General features: G+C 52.4%; 17 protein-coding genes. 13 read left to right on the top strand and 4 right to left on the bottom strand.

Annotation, left to right across the window (positions count from 1 at the left end):
• Positions 1–236: 236 nt before the first annotated feature.
• The gene (locus ACPUC7_RS06635) at positions 237–932 is read right to left on the bottom strand and encodes an EAL domain-containing protein (RefSeq protein WP_494922246.1); all 696 of its coding nucleotides are present in this window, start codon (positions 930–932) and stop codon (positions 237–239) included.
• 716 nt (positions 933–1,648) lie between these two features.
• Positions 1,649–3,628 carry a biosynthetic arginine decarboxylase gene (gene speA / locus ACPUC7_RS06630; protein ID WP_494922245.1) on the bottom strand — a complete coding sequence of 660 codons (1,980 nt, stop codon included), beginning with the start codon at positions 3,626–3,628 and terminating at the stop codon, positions 1,649–1,651.
• Positions 3,629–3,967: 339 nt separating this feature from the next.
• On the opposite strand from speA, the gene ACPUC7_RS06625 reads away from it, so the two are divergent.
• The 9 genes from ACPUC7_RS06625 (at position 3,968) to ruvX (ending at position 11,752) form a co-directional block, all read left to right on the top strand.
• Positions 3,968–4,219: a hypothetical protein gene (locus tag ACPUC7_RS06625; protein WP_494922244.1), complete on the top strand. Its 252-nt coding sequence runs from the start codon at positions 3,968–3,970 to the stop codon at positions 4,217–4,219.
• A 186-nt stretch (positions 4,220–4,405) separates the two neighbouring features.
• The gene (gene metK / locus ACPUC7_RS06620) at positions 4,406–5,560 is read left to right on the top strand and encodes a methionine adenosyltransferase (protein WP_494922243.1); all 1,155 of its coding nucleotides are present in this window, start codon (positions 4,406–4,408) and stop codon (positions 5,558–5,560) included.
• A gap of 500 nt (positions 5,561–6,060) precedes the next feature.
• A complete protein-coding gene (locus ACPUC7_RS06615) occupies positions 6,061–7,455 on the top strand; it encodes a sugar porter family MFS transporter (protein ID WP_494922242.1) in 1,395 nt (464 codons plus the stop codon).
• Between the two features lie 124 nt (positions 7,456–7,579).
• Positions 7,580–8,092: a SprT family zinc-dependent metalloprotease gene (locus tag ACPUC7_RS06610; RefSeq protein WP_494922241.1), complete on the top strand. Its 513-nt coding sequence runs from the start codon at positions 7,580–7,582 to the stop codon at positions 8,090–8,092.
• A 78-nt stretch (positions 8,093–8,170) separates the two neighbouring features.
• The gene (endA, locus tag ACPUC7_RS06605; RefSeq protein ID WP_494922240.1) at positions 8,171–8,878 is read left to right on the top strand and encodes a deoxyribonuclease I; all 708 of its coding nucleotides are present in this window, start codon (positions 8,171–8,173) and stop codon (positions 8,876–8,878) included.
• A 73-nt stretch (positions 8,879–8,951) separates the two neighbouring features.
• Positions 8,952–9,683, top strand: coding sequence for a 16S rRNA (uracil(1498)-N(3))-methyltransferase (gene rsmE / locus ACPUC7_RS06600; RefSeq protein ID WP_494922239.1), 732 nt, complete (start codon positions 8,952–8,954; stop codon positions 9,681–9,683).
• Between the two features lie 62 nt (positions 9,684–9,745).
• On the top strand, positions 9,746–10,690 hold the full coding sequence (gene gshB / locus ACPUC7_RS06595) for a glutathione synthase (RefSeq protein ID WP_494922238.1): 945 nt from the start codon (positions 9,746–9,748) through the stop codon (positions 10,688–10,690).
• 82 nt (positions 10,691–10,772) lie between these two features.
• Positions 10,773–11,336, top strand: a complete 564-nt coding sequence (locus ACPUC7_RS06590) for a YqgE/AlgH family protein (RefSeq protein ID WP_097096099.1) — start codon at positions 10,773–10,775, stop codon at positions 11,334–11,336.
• Positions 11,336–11,752: a Holliday junction resolvase RuvX gene (ruvX, locus tag ACPUC7_RS06585; protein WP_061720236.1), complete on the top strand. Its 417-nt coding sequence runs from the start codon at positions 11,336–11,338 to the stop codon at positions 11,750–11,752. The genes ACPUC7_RS06590 and ruvX overlap by 1 nt, the downstream gene beginning before the upstream one ends.
• A gap of 163 nt (positions 11,753–11,915) precedes the next feature.
• Here ruvX and ACPUC7_RS06580 read toward each other — a convergent pair whose 3' ends face one another.
• A complete protein-coding gene (locus tag ACPUC7_RS06580) occupies positions 11,916–12,908 on the bottom strand; it encodes a type IV pilus twitching motility protein PilT (RefSeq protein WP_494922237.1) in 993 nt (330 codons plus the stop codon).
• 16 nt (positions 12,909–12,924) lie between these two features.
• Between ACPUC7_RS06580 and ACPUC7_RS06575 the strand changes: the two genes are divergently transcribed.
• Genes ACPUC7_RS06575 through hemW form a run of 4 tightly spaced genes read left to right on the top strand, consistent with a single transcriptional unit; the run spans position 12,925 to position 15,960 of the window.
• Entirely contained in the window at positions 12,925–13,632 is a 708-nt protein-coding gene (locus tag ACPUC7_RS06575) for a YggS family pyridoxal phosphate-dependent enzyme (protein WP_494922236.1), read from the top strand.
• Between the two features lie 12 nt (positions 13,633–13,644).
• Entirely contained in the window at positions 13,645–14,199 is a 555-nt protein-coding gene (locus tag ACPUC7_RS06570) for a YggT family protein (protein WP_494922235.1), read from the top strand.
• Between the two features lie 20 nt (positions 14,200–14,219).
• Entirely contained in the window at positions 14,220–14,813 is a 594-nt protein-coding gene (locus ACPUC7_RS06565) for an XTP/dITP diphosphatase (RefSeq protein WP_494922234.1), read from the top strand.
• Entirely contained in the window at positions 14,806–15,960 is a 1,155-nt protein-coding gene (gene hemW / locus ACPUC7_RS06560; RefSeq protein WP_494922233.1) for a radical SAM family heme chaperone HemW, read from the top strand. Before ACPUC7_RS06565 ends, hemW begins: the two co-directional genes overlap by 8 nt.
• Before the next feature lie 43 nt (positions 15,961–16,003).
• Here the strand turns inward: hemW and ACPUC7_RS06555 are convergent, their stop codons facing one another.
• Positions 16,004–16,720, bottom strand: coding sequence for a YggN family protein (locus ACPUC7_RS06555; protein WP_494922232.1), 717 nt, complete (start codon positions 16,718–16,720; stop codon positions 16,004–16,006).
• Positions 16,721–16,795: the final 75 nt, after the last annotated feature.

Raw genomic sequence — 16,795 nt, 5'->3', positions numbered from 1 at the left:
TACAGCGAATAATCCTTACGACTATTCACTTCTTCTCTAGATCGATTTCATACAAGCTATTGATGAAATCACGTTGAGTTCTGCTCAGCCGCCATCCTGATAACGGGTTATATTTAATCGCCGCGGGAAAAAGTGCTTTATTCTCAATCGGCCGGGCACAAATGATGTGAAACGCTTGTAACCCAGGCTTTGGCATTTTTCATTTCCCCAAGGGATAAAACTCAACCTAATACGCGTCAGGATTTCGCTAAAAAATCATCGAGATAGACGCTCTGCCATAAATAACCCTGCATACCGTAAATTGCTTTACGCGATAGCAGATCGACCTGTTGTTGATTTTCAACACCCTCAACAATCACGCCGCGGCATAATTCGTTGAGGTGGTCGAGCAGAATGTCAAAGGTGCGACCGTCGCCAAATTGCCAAAAGAATTCTTTGTCTAACTTGACGATTTCAAATATTCCGCTATCGAGCATACTGAGGTTGGAATAACCCGGACCAAAGTCGTCGAGCCATAAAGGGGCCGGCGTTACTTTCGCAACACCTTTTAAAATCAACAGATCGGCGCTATTAAACCGCGCGGTGAAGAATGCTGATATTTCCAGACGCAACAGCGTCAGTTGAGCCAGTTTTTCTTGTATTTCAGCATCTTTAAAAATGCTGGCTACGATATCTCTATCAACATTGACACTAACAATCTGGTCGAACCCTTTCTGGTAAAGCTGAATAAGTTTTTCGATCTGGTGGAGGAATAACTGCCATTTAACGTCAGCAGAAAGCTGACTGAAGAACCCAACATCCCTTTTCGGGTTACGCTTATTATTGATGTCTGCGTCGTCTGCGAGACGCGTTAACAATTCCCTGGCAATCACCTGGCCGGATAAATCGTAAACCGGCTCCAACATGAAGATTGTCTTCGGATGATTGCGCATTTCATGCTCCTTACTGCATTGACCTGACAGCCAAAACTGTCAAGATTTCTCATGTAATAAGTAAGGGAAACATTGATAAAACTTAACACCTTAACTGAAGGTTAACGTACAACTAACACTTTGAAAAATAGATTTCAGTAAAGCTTTGACCAACTTCAATTGTTTAAATCAATCAATAACGCAGGTAAATTTCTTTAAATTTCACAAAAAGATCAGATAATTCCTGGGAAAATTTAACTTAGCACCGGCCTTGACAGATTAAATATCAACGAACGCATTGAAATTTAAAGAAAATAAATTAAACAATCAAAGTTTGCGCTAGTTTTTGACTTAAAATGCCAAATCATTCATACAGAAAGCATGATTCCAAATAGAGTCAATAAATATCATTTACATTTGGTACTATTAGAATCTTAATGTTTTAATTTTAATTATACATTGCAAAGAATACATAACAGTTTGACTGGTCAATGTGCGGCAACACAAACGCTAAACTATGGATATTGCTGAAAAAAAAGAATGAGGTGGCGAGGATATATGGAAAATAATGCTGGTTATTGAAGCGGAAATTAACCTAAGCAGATTGAGGAAGCGTGGAAGAATATTTTAGGTGACTACGATCACAAATTAATTAAATGAGATCGCGAGTTGGATCTTATCTCAAATTGATTCACACCGAGCCCGACAATGCACCCGGTGTGAATAAGGGTTATGACTTATTCATCTTCAAGATAGGTATAGCCATACAGACCACTTTCGAATTCTGACAAGAACTGCGCGCGCAGCTCTTCATCAATATCGGTCTGCTGGGTTACCTGATCGCGGAACAGCGTCATCAAATCGTTAGGATTCAGCTGCACGTACTCCAGCATATCCGCCACCGTATCGCCCTCATCCGACAGCTGAACCTCCACGCTGCCATCCGGGAAGGCAAACACATCCACCGCTTCGGTATCACCGAACAGGTTATGCATGTTGCCAAGGATTTCCTGATAGGCGCCAACCATAAAGAAGCCGAGCATCGGCGGATTATCAATGTCGTATTCCGGCATCGGCATGGTGGTGGCAATGCCATCGCCATCGACGTAGTGATCGATGGTGCCATCAGAGTCACAGGTAATATCGAGCAGCACCGCGCGACGTTTCGGCATTTTGTTCAGCCCTTCCAGCGGCAACACCGGGAACAGCTGATCGATGCCCCACGCATCCGGCATTGATTGGAACAGCGAGAAGTTGACGTAAATCTTATCCGCCATGCGCTCCTGCAACTCATCAATGATCGGGCGATGCGCACGGTTGCTTGGATCAAGATGCTGCTGAATATAGTGGCAGATGCTGAGATACAGCTGCTCGGCCCACGCACGCTGACCAAGATCATAGGTGCCCGATGAGTAGCCAGTATGAATGTCGAACAGATCCATTTGGCTATCGTGCAGCCATTCACGCAGCGAACGACGCACGTTGGGTTCGTGCATCTCTTGCCAGGTATCCCACAAGCTCTGAATCGGACGCGGTGAATCCACATCCGGTGCCACCGGCGTGCTGAATTCGTTGCGCTCAACACCAATGATGTTGGAGACCAACACGGTGTGATGCGCGGTCACGGCGCGGCCAGATTCGGTGATCACGGTTGGATGTTCCAGGCCATTCTCTTCACAAGCATCGCCAATCGCCCAAATTACGTTGTTGGCGTATTCGTTCAGGCCGTAGTTAACCGAGCAATCGGATTGCGAACGCGTGCCTTCATAATCCACGCCCAAACCGCCGCCGACGTCGAAGCACTTAATGTTGACGCCGAGTTTTGCCAGCTCAACGTAGAAGCGCGCCGATTCACGTACGCCGGTAGCGATATCGCGAATGTTGGACATCTGCGAACCAAGATGGAAGTGCAGCAGTTGCAAGCTATCGAGACGACCGGCTTTGCGCATGATGTCGACCAACTGCAACACCTGCGATGCCGCCAGACCGAATTTGGACTTCTCGCCACCGCTCGATTGCCATTTGCCCGAACCCTGCGAAGCCAGACGCGCGCGGATGCCGAGGCGCGGGATCACGCTCAGGCGCTCCGCTTCTTCCAGCACCAGACGCACTTCGGTCATCTTCTCAATCACCAGATACACTTTGTGGCCGAGTTTCTCACCAATCAGCGCCAGACGAATGTATTCACGGTCTTTATAGCCGTTACACACAATCACCGAACGGGTTTTACCGGCATGCGCCAGCACCGCCATCAGCTCGGCTTTGGAACCGGCTTCAAGGCCCAACGGCTCGCCGGAGTTAACCAGAGATTCAATCACGCGCTTATGCTGGTTAACCTTGATCGGGTAAACCAAGAAGTAGTCACCTTTATAGCCGTAAGATTCACGCGCGCGTTTGAAAGCGGCGTTAATCGAACGCAGGCGATGCTGGAGAATTTGCGGGAAGCAGAACAGCGCCGGCAGACGTTGACCGTCGGCTTCGCGCTCTTTCACCAGTTTCGCTAAGTCAACGCGCACTTCCGGCTGATCCGGATCGGGACACACGCTGATGTGCCCCAGCTCGTTGACGTCGTAATAGTTATTTCCCCACCACGCAATGTTGTAGGTGCGCAGCATTCTGCTTGCTTCCTGATCGTTCATTGCTACCTCCTGCATGGAGCGGAGTACACCTTGTTCGCCAGCTGACGAACCTTTGATATTCTTCATGTCGTCAGACATCGCGAACCTCAATTTTCCGTTGAAATAAGAAACTGTTACCGAGTTTTAAGACTGTGATGCCAGCTGAAAGTTGCGTCATCCTGCTTGCTGTCCCATACACATTGCTGTGTTCTAAGTGTAAAACACCGTGCCGAAGTCGGTGAAATTAGGCCCAAAAGCCCGGGATCTTCACGGCTTAAGCAAGTGAAATGCAGTGGTAAAATTACAGGAACAAATTAGCCGGCTATCGTGTCGGTGTGATTACCGCAGCGACTAAAACTTCGAGAGAAAAGAGCTGATTTGGAATGGGAAAGGAGTGCCAGCGCGCCCGTCGAGCGCAGTGAACCGAAGAGAGAGAAAGTGTGGTTCATTACTTGTATCACCTCCAACGCTTGCGAAAAGCAGGCGAGAAACGGCTTGGGTGAAAATCAGAAAGATTCTGACGGCGCGACGCACAATGGCGTCATCCTTTATAACAGCGGCGTTTTATACCGCCAGCGAGAAAAAATTGCAAAATCTTTGTCGGCTAACTGCGGGCGCTGTCAGGAAAAATTGCCATTAACGATGTTGCTAATAATGCTGATTCGGAAAAAGCACTGGAAAAGTGCTTAATGCGTAACCTAGAATAGCCGTCCAGATGGTTTTCCATCTAAACTGATTAACATCCAGGCACTGTTAGCCTGGCGCAGCACCGACCAACTTCCTACTGCTCGTGGCTTTGCCTGAAGGGGCGTTAAGTCGGGTTCACCATTAACGCTATGCAGTCGTATTCAAACCATTTGTAAGGTAAAGAACAGAATGGCTAAACACCTATTTACTTCCGAGTCCGTATCAGAAGGACATCCTGATAAAATCGCTGACCAAATTTCCGATGCTGTGCTGGACGCCATCCTTGAACAGGATCCGAAAGCACGCGTGGCCTGCGAAACTTACGTTAAGACCGGTATGGTGCTGGTTGGCGGTGAAATCACCACCAGCGCATGGGTTGATATCGAAGAGATCACTCGTAATACCGTACGTGAAATCGGTTATGTCCATTCCGATATGGGCTTTGATGCTAACTCTTGCGCCGTATTGAGCGCGATTGGTAAACAATCTCCAGATATCAACCAAGGCGTTGACCGCAGCGATCCGCTGGAGCAAGGTGCGGGCGATCAGGGTTTGATGTTTGGTTATGCCAGCAACGAAACCGACGTGTTGATGCCTGCGCCAGTGACCTACGCGCACCGTTTGGTGCAGCGTCAGGCTGAAGTGCGTAAAAGCGGCACGCTGCCGTGGCTGCGTCCGGACGCAAAAAGCCAGATCACCTTCCAGTACGATGACGGCAAAATTGTCGGTATCGATGCGGTTGTGCTGTCAACTCAGCACGCGGAAGAAGTCTCCACTGCTGACCTGCGTGAAGCGGTAATGGAAGAGATCATCAAGCCGGTTCTGCCGACTGAGTGGATCAACGCCAACACCAAATATCACATCAACCCAACCGGCCGTTTCGTTATCGGCGGACCAATGGGCGACTGCGGTTTGACCGGACGTAAAATCATCGTTGATACCTACGGTGGCATGGCGCGTCACGGCGGCGGTGCGTTCTCAGGTAAAGATCCATCCAAAGTTGACCGTTCAGCAGCCTACGCAGCACGCTACGTGGCGAAAAACATCGTTGCAGCTGGCCTGGCCGATCGTTGCGAAATCCAGGTTTCTTACGCGATTGGCGTGGCTGAGCCAACCTCCATCATGGTGGAAACCTTTGGTACCGAGAAAGTACCAACCGAGCAACTGACCCTGCTGGTACGCGAATTCTTCGACCTGCGTCCATACGGCCTGATTCAGATGATGGATCTGCTGAAGCCGATCTACAAAGAGACTGCGGCTTACGGTCACTTTGGTCGCGAGCACTTCCCGTGGGAGCAGACTGACAAAGCGGCACAATTGCGTGAAGCAGCGGGTCTGAAATAAGTTATCCCCCAGCGGGAATGTGAAAAAGCCTGCCAGCGTGCAGGCTTTTTTGTGCCTGTTAAATGAGGTCACCATAAATGGCGACCCTACGTGTGCGGTTTGTAGGGTCGCCATTTATGGTGACCACTTATCCAACCTCTATCGGCCATGTACACATTCTCTCCCGCGTCTACACTTCAATCGCCCCATTAACAACCAAGTGTTAACGATTACATTTTGAAATCCTTTTATTATCGGCAATTTAGAGATTTTTCAGCGTAGTTATTACGGTGAAAATGCGTTATTTTCAGCGTCCTCTGATTGCCGGTATTTAGTGCGATGTCAGAAACTTAAAGGGTGCTATACCTTACTGGTTACGTAACTATTTCGGGCGGAAAATGCTGGATTGCAGGGTTTCAGCGTGTGTAACCGATTACACTGATGTGATCGCACTCACTTTTTTCCGCCGACAGGTTTCATAACATTGATAACAACAACGATGGATAAACTTTGGAGGCATCATGCCTGGTAATACTCACAAGAGCAGAACTTCAAATAAGGTCATGACCTTGTTTGTCTGCTTTTTAGCGGCTCTGGCCGGTTTGCTGTTTGGTCTGGATATCGGCGTTATCGCTGGCGCCCTGCCGTTCATCGCAAAAGATTTTAACGTCACTGCACACCAGCAAGAGTGGATCGTTAGCTCAATGATGTTTGGTGCAGCGGTCGGTGCGGTAGGTAGCGGCTGGATGTCATCGCGTCTGGGTCGTAAAAAGAGCCTGATGGCCGGTGCGATTCTGTTCGTTATCGGTTCGCTGTGGTCTGCTGGCGCAACCAGCCCGGAAATGCTGATCGCCGCGCGTGTGGTGCTCGGTTTAGCGGTGGGTGTCGCTTCTTACACCGCACCTCTGTATCTATCTGAAATCGCGCCAGAAAAAATTCGCGGCAGTATGATTTCCCTTTACCAGCTGATGATCACCATCGGTATTCTGGCGGCGTATCTGTCTGATACCGCGTTCAGCGATGCAGGCGCATGGCGCTGGATGCTGGGCATCATCACCATTCCGGCGGTGCTGCTGCTGATTGGCGTGTTCTTCCTGCCAAACAGCCCACGTTGGCTGGCGGCAAAAGGCGATTTCCGCAGTGCTGAACGGGTGTTATCACGTCTGCGTGATACCAGCGAACAAGCCAAACGCGAGCTGGATGAAATCCGCGAAAGCCTGAAGATCAAACAGTCGGGTTGGCAGTTGTTCCAGAGCAACAGCAACTTCCGCCGTGCGGTGTTCCTTGGCGTGTTGTTGCAGGTGATGCAGCAGTTCACCGGTATGAACGTCATCATGTATTACGCACCGAAAATCTTCGAAATCGCTGGCTTTGCCAACACCACGCAGCAAATGTGGGGCACGGTGATTGTCGGTCTGGTTAACGTGCTGGCGACCTTTATCGCTATCGGTCTGGTTGATCGCTGGGGCCGTAAACCGACGCTGGTGCTGGGCTTTATGGTGATGGCGATTGGTATGGGCATTCTCGGTACCATGCTGCATATCGGCATCAACTCGCCAGAAGCACAATACTTCGCGGTGGCGATGTTGCTGATGTTCATCGTTGGTTTTGCGATGTCAGCTGGCCCGCTGATTTGGGTACTGTGTTCAGAAATCCAGCCGCTGAAAGGCCGCGACTTTGGTATTACGGTTTCTACCGCCACCAACTGGATTGCTAACATGATCGTCGGTGCGACCTTCCTGACCATGTTGAACTCGCTGGGCAACGCGCCAACCTTCTGGGTTTACGCTGGTCTGAACGTGTTCTTCATTCTGCTGACGCTGGCGCTGATTCCAGAGACCAAAAACGTCTCGCTGGAGCACATCGAGCGCAATCTGATGCAGGGCAAAAAACTGCGCGATATCGGTCAGAAGTAATTCCGTTACGCGATATCAAGGGCTGCCGATGGGCGGCCCTTTTTTGTAGGGTCGCCATTTATGGTGACCAACGTGCAACGGCCTGATGTTGATTCAACCCTCGCAAACTTTTATGCTGCCCAGCATGAAAACACCTCGCCTGCCCATCGCCCTGCAACAAGCCGTTATGCGCTCGCTGCGCCATTTCTTACAGTTAGCCAACGACAAGCTGGAGCGCCGTTTTGATGAACCTAACCTGGTTTATCAACAGCGCGGCACCGCTGCGGGAACCGCGTGGCTGGAAAAATGGGAAATCCGCCTCAATCCGGTACTGCTGCTGGAGAATCAGCAAGAGTTCGTCGATGAAGTGGTGCCACATGAACTGGCGCATCTGCTGGTGTGGAAAACTTTTGGCCGCGTACCGCCGCACGGTAAAGAGTGGAAGTGGATGATGGAGAGCGTGCTTGGCGTGCCGGCGCGTCGTACACATCGCTTTGAAATCGATTCAGTGCGTAGCAACACCTTCCCCTATCGCTGCCGCTGCCAGCAACATCAACTGACTATCCGTCGCCATAATCGCGTGTTGCGCGGTGAAAGCGAGTATCGCTGTGTGCACTGCAAAGCATTGCTGCAACCCGGTGAGTTTTCAGCAACATAGTTTGTTTATCTCATTTCCCGCGCTTCGCCATTCTGTTACCCTGCCGCCCTTTTTCAGCACTAGGTTAATTTTTGGAATATGTCTCGCAAAACGCTGCTGTTACTTACCTTACTTGTTGCCCCGCTTAGTGCTTATAGCCTCAGTTTCACCAACTTTCATCAGAATAACTTTAGCCAGGCCAAAGCCTATGCAGCGCAGATCAACGCTGATGCGCCAGCCGATTTTTACTGCGGCTGCAAAATCAGCTGGCAAGGCAAAAAAGGCGTGCCGGACTTAGCCAGTTGCGGCTACAGCGTGCGCAAGAACGCCAATCGCGCGGAACGCATTGAGTGGGAACATGTGATGCCCGCGTGGGAATTCGGTCATCAGCGCCAATGCTGGCAGAACGGTGGACGCAAAAACTGCAGCAAAGATGCCGATTATCGCCGCATCGAGAGCGATCTGCACAACCTGCAACCGGCGATTGGCGAAGTGAACGGTGATCGCAATAACTTCCAGTACAGCCAATGGAACGGCGGTGAATCGCAATACGGTCAATGCGGCATGAAAGTCGATTTTAAGCAGAAACTGGCGCAGCCGCCGGAGCGCGCACGCGGTGCCATCGCTCGTACCTACTTCTATATGCGTGACCAATACCAACTGCGTCTTTCGCGTCAGCAAACCCAGCTGTTCACCGCGTGGGATAAGCAATATCCGGTCACTCAATGGGAATGCGAGCGCGATAACCGCATTGCCAAAGTGCAGGGAAATCACAATTCCTATGTACAGCAAGCTTGCCAGCGCTAAAAGCGCTACCCTACACTAACTTTTTTCGATTGGGCCGTGTCCGGTGACACGGCATAACGCTGGCAGGAACCGCATGCGTATACCTCGCATTTATCACCCCGAATCTCTCGAAGTTGACAGTGAAGTGTTTCTTGATGAAGACGCCGCTAACCACGTCGGGCGCGTACTGCGCATGACTGCCGGTCAGCAAATTGAGCTGTTTGATGGCAGTAATCTGACTTTTAGCGCCGAAATCACCCAGGCTGATAAAAAGCGTGTAAAAGTAAGAGTCCTTGCCAGTCAGGCTGATGACCGTGAATCGCCGCTGCATTTACACCTCGGTCAGGTGATGTCGCGCGGTGAAAAAATGGAATTCACTATCCAGAAATCGATCGAACTGGGCGTGAATGTGATTACGCCCTTGTTTTCTGAACGCTGCGGCGTAAAGCTGGATGCCGATCGACTGGCGAAAAAGATTCAGCAATGGCAGAAAATCGCGATTGCCGCCTGTGAACAGTGCGGCCGTAATCGTGTGCCGGAAATTCGCGAGCCGATGACATTACAAGCCTGGTGCGCCGAAGCCGATGACGGATTGAAGTTGAATTTGCATCCGCGCGCCAGCCACAGCATCAACACGCTGCCGCAGCCGGTTGAACGCCTGCGTTTGCTGATTGGGCCGGAAGGCGGTTTGACGGCGGATGAAATCGCCATGACCGCCGAACAAGGTTTCACCGATATTTTACTTGGACCACGCGTGTTGCGTACCGAAACCACCGCGCTGACCGCCATCACGGCACTTCAGGTGAGGTTTGGCGACCTCGGTTAAGCGATACTTGCGGCCGAATAGATTGCTTTCGCATGGAACGTCCCCCCTTTGAGGAGAGAAGAATGATTAAGCTTGGCATCGTTATGGACCCCATTTCGTCCATCAACATTAAAAAAGACACCAGCTTCGCCATGTTGCTGGAAGCACAGCGCCGTGGTTACGAAATTCATTACATGGAGATGAGCGATCTCTCCCTGCGCGGCGGCATAACCTATGCGCGCACGCGTCTGCTGAGCGTCGAGCAGAATTACGACAAATGGTATGAGTTCGGCAGCGAGCAAACCATTCCGCTGGCCGACCTCAACGTGGTGTTGATGCGTAAAGATCCGCCGTTCGACACCGAGTTCATCTACGCCACCTATCTGCTGGAGCGTGCGGAAGAGCAAGGCACGCTGATCGTCAACAAACCGCAGAGCCTGCGCGACTGCAACGAGAAGCTCTACACCGCATGGTTTGCTGACCTGACGCCAGATACTTTGGTAACGCGCAACAAAGAGCAACTGCGCGCCTTCTGGCAAGAGCACGGCGATGTGATCCTCAAGCCGCTGGACGGCATGGGCGGTGCGTCGATTTTCCGCGTTAAGCAAGACGATGCCAACTTCGGCGTGATCACCGAAACCCTGACCAATCACGGCCAAAATTTCTGCATGGCGCAGAACTATATTCCGGCCATTAAAGACGGTGACAAACGCGTGCTAGTGGTTGATGGCGAGCCGGTGCCGTATTGCCTGGCGCGCATCCCGCAGGGCGGTGAAACGCGTGGTAACCTGGCCGCTGGTGGCCGTGGCGAAGCGCGTCCGTTGAGCGACAGCGATTGGGAAATTGCCCGTCGCGTTGGCCCAACGTTGAAAGCTAAAGGCCTGATTTTTGTCGGCCTGGACATCATCGGTGATAAACTGACTGAAGTTAACGTAACCAGCCCAACCTGCGTACGTGAAATCGAGGCCGCGTTCCCGATATCGATCACCGGCATGCTAATGGATGCCATTGAGAAACGCCTGGGCTGATGCCGTCGGAGTGCAAGCTCCGTGAACACCTAAAACCGGCGCTGCCGCGGCTGCGCCGGTTATTTTTGGTATACGAGTGATAATGAATTTACAGCATCATTTTTTAATCGCGATGCCGTCGCTGCAGGACCCACTGTTCAAACGCTCGGTAGTGTATATCTGCGAGCACAACGAAGATGGCGCCATGGGTTTGATTGTCAATAAGCCGATGGAAAACCTGACGGTCGAAGGTATTCTTAAAAAGCTTAAAATCAGCGCATCTGAACGTGATCCTGCCATTAAACTGGACAAACCGGTGTTTGCCGGTGGCCCATTGGCGGAGGATCGTGGCTTTATCCTGCACTCCGCACAACGTATTTACTCCTCCAGCATTCGTATCTCGGATACCACGGTGATCACCACTTCGCGCGATGTGCTAGAAGCCATCGGCACCACGTCGCAGCCTGATAACGTGTTAGTGGCGTTGGGATATTGCGCGTGGGAGAAAGGTCAGCTTGAAGATGAGCTGCTGGAAAATGCCTGGCTCACCTCGCCAGCCAACACCAATATTCTGTTCCAGACGCCGATTGCTGAGCGCTGGCGTGAAGCAGCGCGCGGACTAGGCGTGGATATCCATAACATCGCCACCGATGCAGGACACGCGTGATGGCCAGCGAAACCTTATTGGGCTTTGATTTCGGCACCAAAAGCATTGGCGTCGCCGTCGGCCAGCAACTCACCGGCACCGCGCGTGCACTCACCGCGCTGAAAGCGCAGGACGGCACGCCGGACTGGAAGCTGATCGAGAAGCTGTTGAAAGAGTGGCAACCCGATTATGTGGTGGTGGGATTGCCGCTGAATATGGATGGCACCGAGCAAGAGCTGACCGCGCGTGCACGCAAATTTGCTAACCGCCTGCACGGTCGTTTTGGTGTTCGCGTCGAGTTGCAGGACGAGCGTCTCAGCACCGTAGAAGCACGCGCCGATTTGTTCGAGCGCGGCGGTTTTCGCGCGTTGCAGAAAGGCCAGGTCGATTCGCAATCCGCGGTGATTATCCTCGAAGATTGGTTCGATACGCATTAAAAACCCGGCCAGTCAGCCATATCTCACACATACCGTAGCGGCGCGGTTTATCGCGTTGTTTTGAATTTTCCCTTGGATGCAAACCGCCCATCCCAACATTGCGCAATAAATTGCGCCGCTACGGATTGTGCGACCTTCGACATAGTGATGTCGCACCAATCACTCATATCAATCCCGCCATCTGCCTCGCTTGCTCGCTCTGCGCAAAGGTCTGCATTCCCGCTTGTGCGCCGGTTTGCAGCACGCCTGGCAACTGATGCATTTTACCTTCTCGAATCAAGTTCGCCACCGCGGGCGTTGCTACCAACACTTCGAACAACCCAATGCGCCCGCCGGCTTTAGCTGGCACCAAACGCTGCGCCAGCACCGCTTTTAAACTGCCGGCTAATTGGGTGCGCACCAGATTTTTTTCCTCGGCAGGAAACACATCAACCAGCCGATCCACCGCTTGTGTCGCGCCGCGCGTATGCAAAGTTGCCAGCACCAAATGGCCGGTTTCTGCCGCCGTCAGCGCCAGACGAATGGTTTCGCTATCACGCAGTTCTCCCAACAAGATCACATCGGGATCTTCACGCAATGCCGCTTTCAGCCCGTGTTGAAACGAGGCGCAATGCGCGCCTACTTCACGCTGCTGAATCAAAGAGCATTGGCTTTGATGCACAAATTCAATCGGATCTTCCAGTGTCAAAATGTGCCGCGCCTGCTGGCGATTGAGGCTATCTACCATCGCCGCCAGCGTGGTGGATTTACCGCTGCCGGTGGCGCCAGTAATTAATATCAGCCCCTCTTCCAGTTGCAGTAAGGTATTGACCACCTCGGGCAGCTGCAACGTGGCGATATCGGGCGCACTGCTGGCAATCAGCCGTAACGCCAGCGATAGCCCCTGACGCTGCATGAACAGGTTGGCGCGCAATCGCGTACCGCTCACCAGCGTAATGGCAAAATCGACGTGACCGTTTTCATCCAACTCAGCCTGCTGCGACGCGCTGAGCCACTGCTGCATAAAGGCTTCCAACCAGCCGCCATCCAGCGCGGATTGTTGTGGAATCGGCTCCAACACGCCTTGTCGTCGCCAGTGCGGCAAATGTCCGCTGCAAAGGTGCAGATCGGCGGCGTTATGCTTTACACTAAGGCCCACAATTTCATCCAACTCCATGTAGCTTCTCCTGACTATGACTTCCATTGAGCACAACTTACAGCAAGTGCGTGAGCGTATCGCCGCTGCTGCCGCACGTTGCGGCCGCGCGCCAGAAGAAATTACCCTGCTTGCAGTCAGCAAAACTAAGCCTGCGAGCGCGATCGCAGAAGCGATCGAGGCTGGGCAACGCGCGTTCGGTGAAAATTACGTGCAAGAAGGGGTTGAAAAAGTGGCTGAACTGGCCGCACATCCTGATCTGCAATGGCACTTTATTGGCCCGCTACAATCCAACAAAAGCCGTTTGGTGGCTGAGAATTTTGCCTGGTGCCACACCGTTGACCGGCAGCGCATCGCGCAGCGCTTGAACGATCAGCGCCCCGCCACGTTGCCGCCGCTTAACGTGTTAATTCAGGTAAATATCAGTGACGAGAACAGCAAATCTGGCATCATGCTCGAGGCATTACCGGAGCTGGCGCAGCACATCGCCGCGCTGCCGCAGTTGCGTTTACGTGGGCTGATGGCGATTCCCGCGCCGGAAGCGGAATACGATCGCCAACTGGCGGTTTGTCAGCAAATGGCCGCCGCGTTTCATGCTTTGCAGCAGGATTTTCCGGACGTCGATACGCTTTCTCTGGGAATGAGCGACGATATGGATGCGGCAATCGCCGCAGGCAGCACCATGGTGCGCATTGGCACCGCCGTTTTTGGCGCGCGGGATTATGCGCGACCTTCACAACAATAATTGAGGAACCTCATGTTAACACTGACGTTTTTAGTCAAAACGCTGATCGATTTGTACGTGATGGTGTTGCTGCTGCGCATCTGGATGCAGTGGTCACGCTGTGACTTTTACAACCCGCTGGCGCAGTTTGTTGTGAAAATCACCCAACCGATTATCAAGCCGCTGCGCCGTATTATTCCCGCCATCGGCCCGATTGATACCGCCTCGCTGCTGCTGGCGTTTGTACTCACCACCATTAAATATCCGGTGCTGCTACTGATTCAGGTTGGCGTGTTCTCCGTCGACCCAACCAATCTGCTGGTCGGCTTGCTGTCGCTGGTGAAATCAGCCGGTTATCTGGTGTTCTGGGTAATCATCATTCGCTCGCTGATGAGCTGGATCAGCCAGGGTCGCGGCCCAATGGATCAGGTGCTGATCCAATTGACTGAACCGCTGATGTCGCCAATTCGCCGCATCTTGCCTGCGATGGGCGGCATTGATTTTTCTGCCATGATTGTGATTCTGGTGCTGTACGCGCTGAATTTCCTCGGCATGGACCTGTTCCCAGGTCTTTGGTATTTGCTGTAATTCGTCTATCTGGAACTGTTATGCAAAAAGTTGTTCTCGCGACCGGTAATCCGGGCAAAGTCCGCGAACTGGCCGATCTGTTAGCGGCCTTCGGGCTGGATATCGTGGCGCAAACCGAGTTAGGCGTTGAGTCGGCGGAAGAAACCGGCCTGACGTTTATTGAAAACGCCATTCTCAAAGCGCGTCATGCGGCTGAAATCACCGGCTTACCGGCGATTGCCGACGATTCGGGTTTAGCGGTTGATGCGCTCGGTGGCGCACCGGGCATTTACTCGGCGCGCTATGCTGGCGTGGATGCCAGCGATCAGCAAAATCTCGATAAATTGTTGGTAGCGTTAGAAAATGTGCCAGACGACAAACGTCAGGCGCAATTCCATTGCGTACTGGTTTACGTGCGTCACGCCGCCGATCCTACTCCGCTGGTGTTCCACGGTAGCTGGGCCGGTGAAATCACTCGCGCAGCAGCGGGAGAAGGCGGTTTTGGCTACGATCCGATCTTCTACGTCCCAGAATTAGGGAAAACGGCGGCAGAGCTGAGTAAAGACGAAAAGCGCGCCGTCTCGCACCGTGGTAAAGCATTGACGCTGCTGTTGGAAGCGATGCGCAATGCCTGAGTTTTCTGCTGAATTACCGCCGTTAAGCCTCTACATCCACATTCCGTGGTGTGTGCAGAAGTGTCCGTACTGTGATTTCAACTCTCACGCGTTAAAAGGCGAGGTGCCGCACATTGAGTATGTGCAGCACCTGCTCAACGATCTCGAACAGGACCTGCCGCTCACCGCTGGGCGCGAAGTGCGCACCATCTTTATCGGCGGTGGCACGCCAAGCCTGCTGAGCAGTAACGCAATGCAGATGTTGATGGATGGCGTGCGCGCGCGTTTACCGCTGGCGGCGGACGCGGAAATCACCATGGAAGCCAATCCAGGCACGGTGGAAGCCGAACGCTTCAGCGCTTACCAGAAAGCCGGTATTAATCGCATTTCGATTGGCGTACAAAGCTTCAGCCCGCAAAAACTTGAGCGTTTAGGCCGTATTCACGGGCCAGAAGAAGCGGTGCGCGCGGCGCAGTTGGCCGAAGGTCTAGGCCTGCGCAGCTTTAACCTCGATTTGATGCACGGCTTGCCGGATCAGTCGCTGGAGGAAGCGCTGGATGATTTGCGTAAAGCGATTGCACTCAATCCGCCGCATTTGTCGTGGTATCAGCTAACCATTGAGCCGAACACGCTGTTTGGTTCTCGTCCGCCGAAATTACCGGATGACGACGCGCTGTGGGATATTTTCGAGCAAGGCCATCACCTGTTGAGCGCCGCCGGTTATCAACAATATGAAACCTCGGCTTATGCGAAACCGGGCTATCGCTGCGAGCATAATCTCAATTATTGGCGCTTCGGTGATTATCTGGGCATTGGTTGTGGTGCACACGGCAAATTGACGCAGCCGGATGGGCGCATCGTGCGTACAGTGAAAACGCGTCATCCACGCGGCTTTATGAAAGGCAATTATCTTGATAAGCAGCACGATGTGGCTGAAAACGATAAACCGTTCGAGTTCTTTATGAACCGCTTCCGCCTGCTGGAAGCCGCGCCACGCGCTGATTTCCGTCAGTATACCGGTATGGATGAGCAAATGATTCGCCCACAAATTGATGCGGCAATTGCGGCAGGTTACGTGGTGGAAACAGCCGAACATTGGCAGATTACCGAGAAAGGTAAGCTGTTCCTCAACTCGCTGCTGGAGTTGTTCTTAAGCGAAGATGAGTGATAAAAAAGGCCGTGAAACCGGCCTTTTTTATTGAAGAAGAGAGTTAGCTTTTAACTTTCTGCATCAAGCCTTTGCGTTGTTGTTCCAGCACGGTAACGCGATTACACACTTCGTGGCCGAAGTTCTGGAAATCCTGTTCTTGATTATTCCATTCAGCCTGCACCGCTTGCTGCAAACCCCCGAGATTGCCCATGATCGCCTGCAACGGATTGCTGCCGCTCGCCGCCTGACTACTGCCCATTTCGTTAAGGCTATCCTGCATGATGCCGCCCAGCGTGCTCTGCACCAGCTTCTCGCCGTCGGCGCGCACCTGATCAATCGCCTGATGGTGGAAAGTCAAGCCATCGGGACGATGCTCAATAATGCGATTCATCTGCTGCTTAAGCTGACCATCTAGCTTGGTGAGGCGATTACGCACATTGCTGTTAGCACCAAGCTTTTCAACAATCACTTTGTCCAGCGCCACGCGGCTACGCTCCAGACGCGAGGTTGCCCCGCTATCGACCCACGGCAAATCGCGACGCAGCGAGGTTTGATAATCAATGGCTTGCTGACGCGTCGCGTTATCCATGCTGAGCTTCTGCCCATTAAACTGCACATCGCCCTGCGGCGTGATTTCGAGGTTGCCGTTGCTGCCGACCACCTGCACGCTCTGCGGTTTAATGATCACATCATCCTGCGGCTTGACGCTGCACTCGTACGCAGCCTGAGCCTGAGTTGCCGCCAGCAGCAGCGCGGCGAGAAGTGCCTTACGAACCATGAAATCTCCTGACAAGCATTAGGTATAAAAAAGGTCGCCATCAATGGCGACCCTACAACAGATTTCGTAGGGTGG

It is taken from the genome of Pantoea sp. CFCC18179 (genome assembly GCF_059412405.1).
The sequence above is the reverse complement of the archived record's forward strand: the minus strand, read 5'-3'. Positions and strand labels throughout refer to the sequence as shown.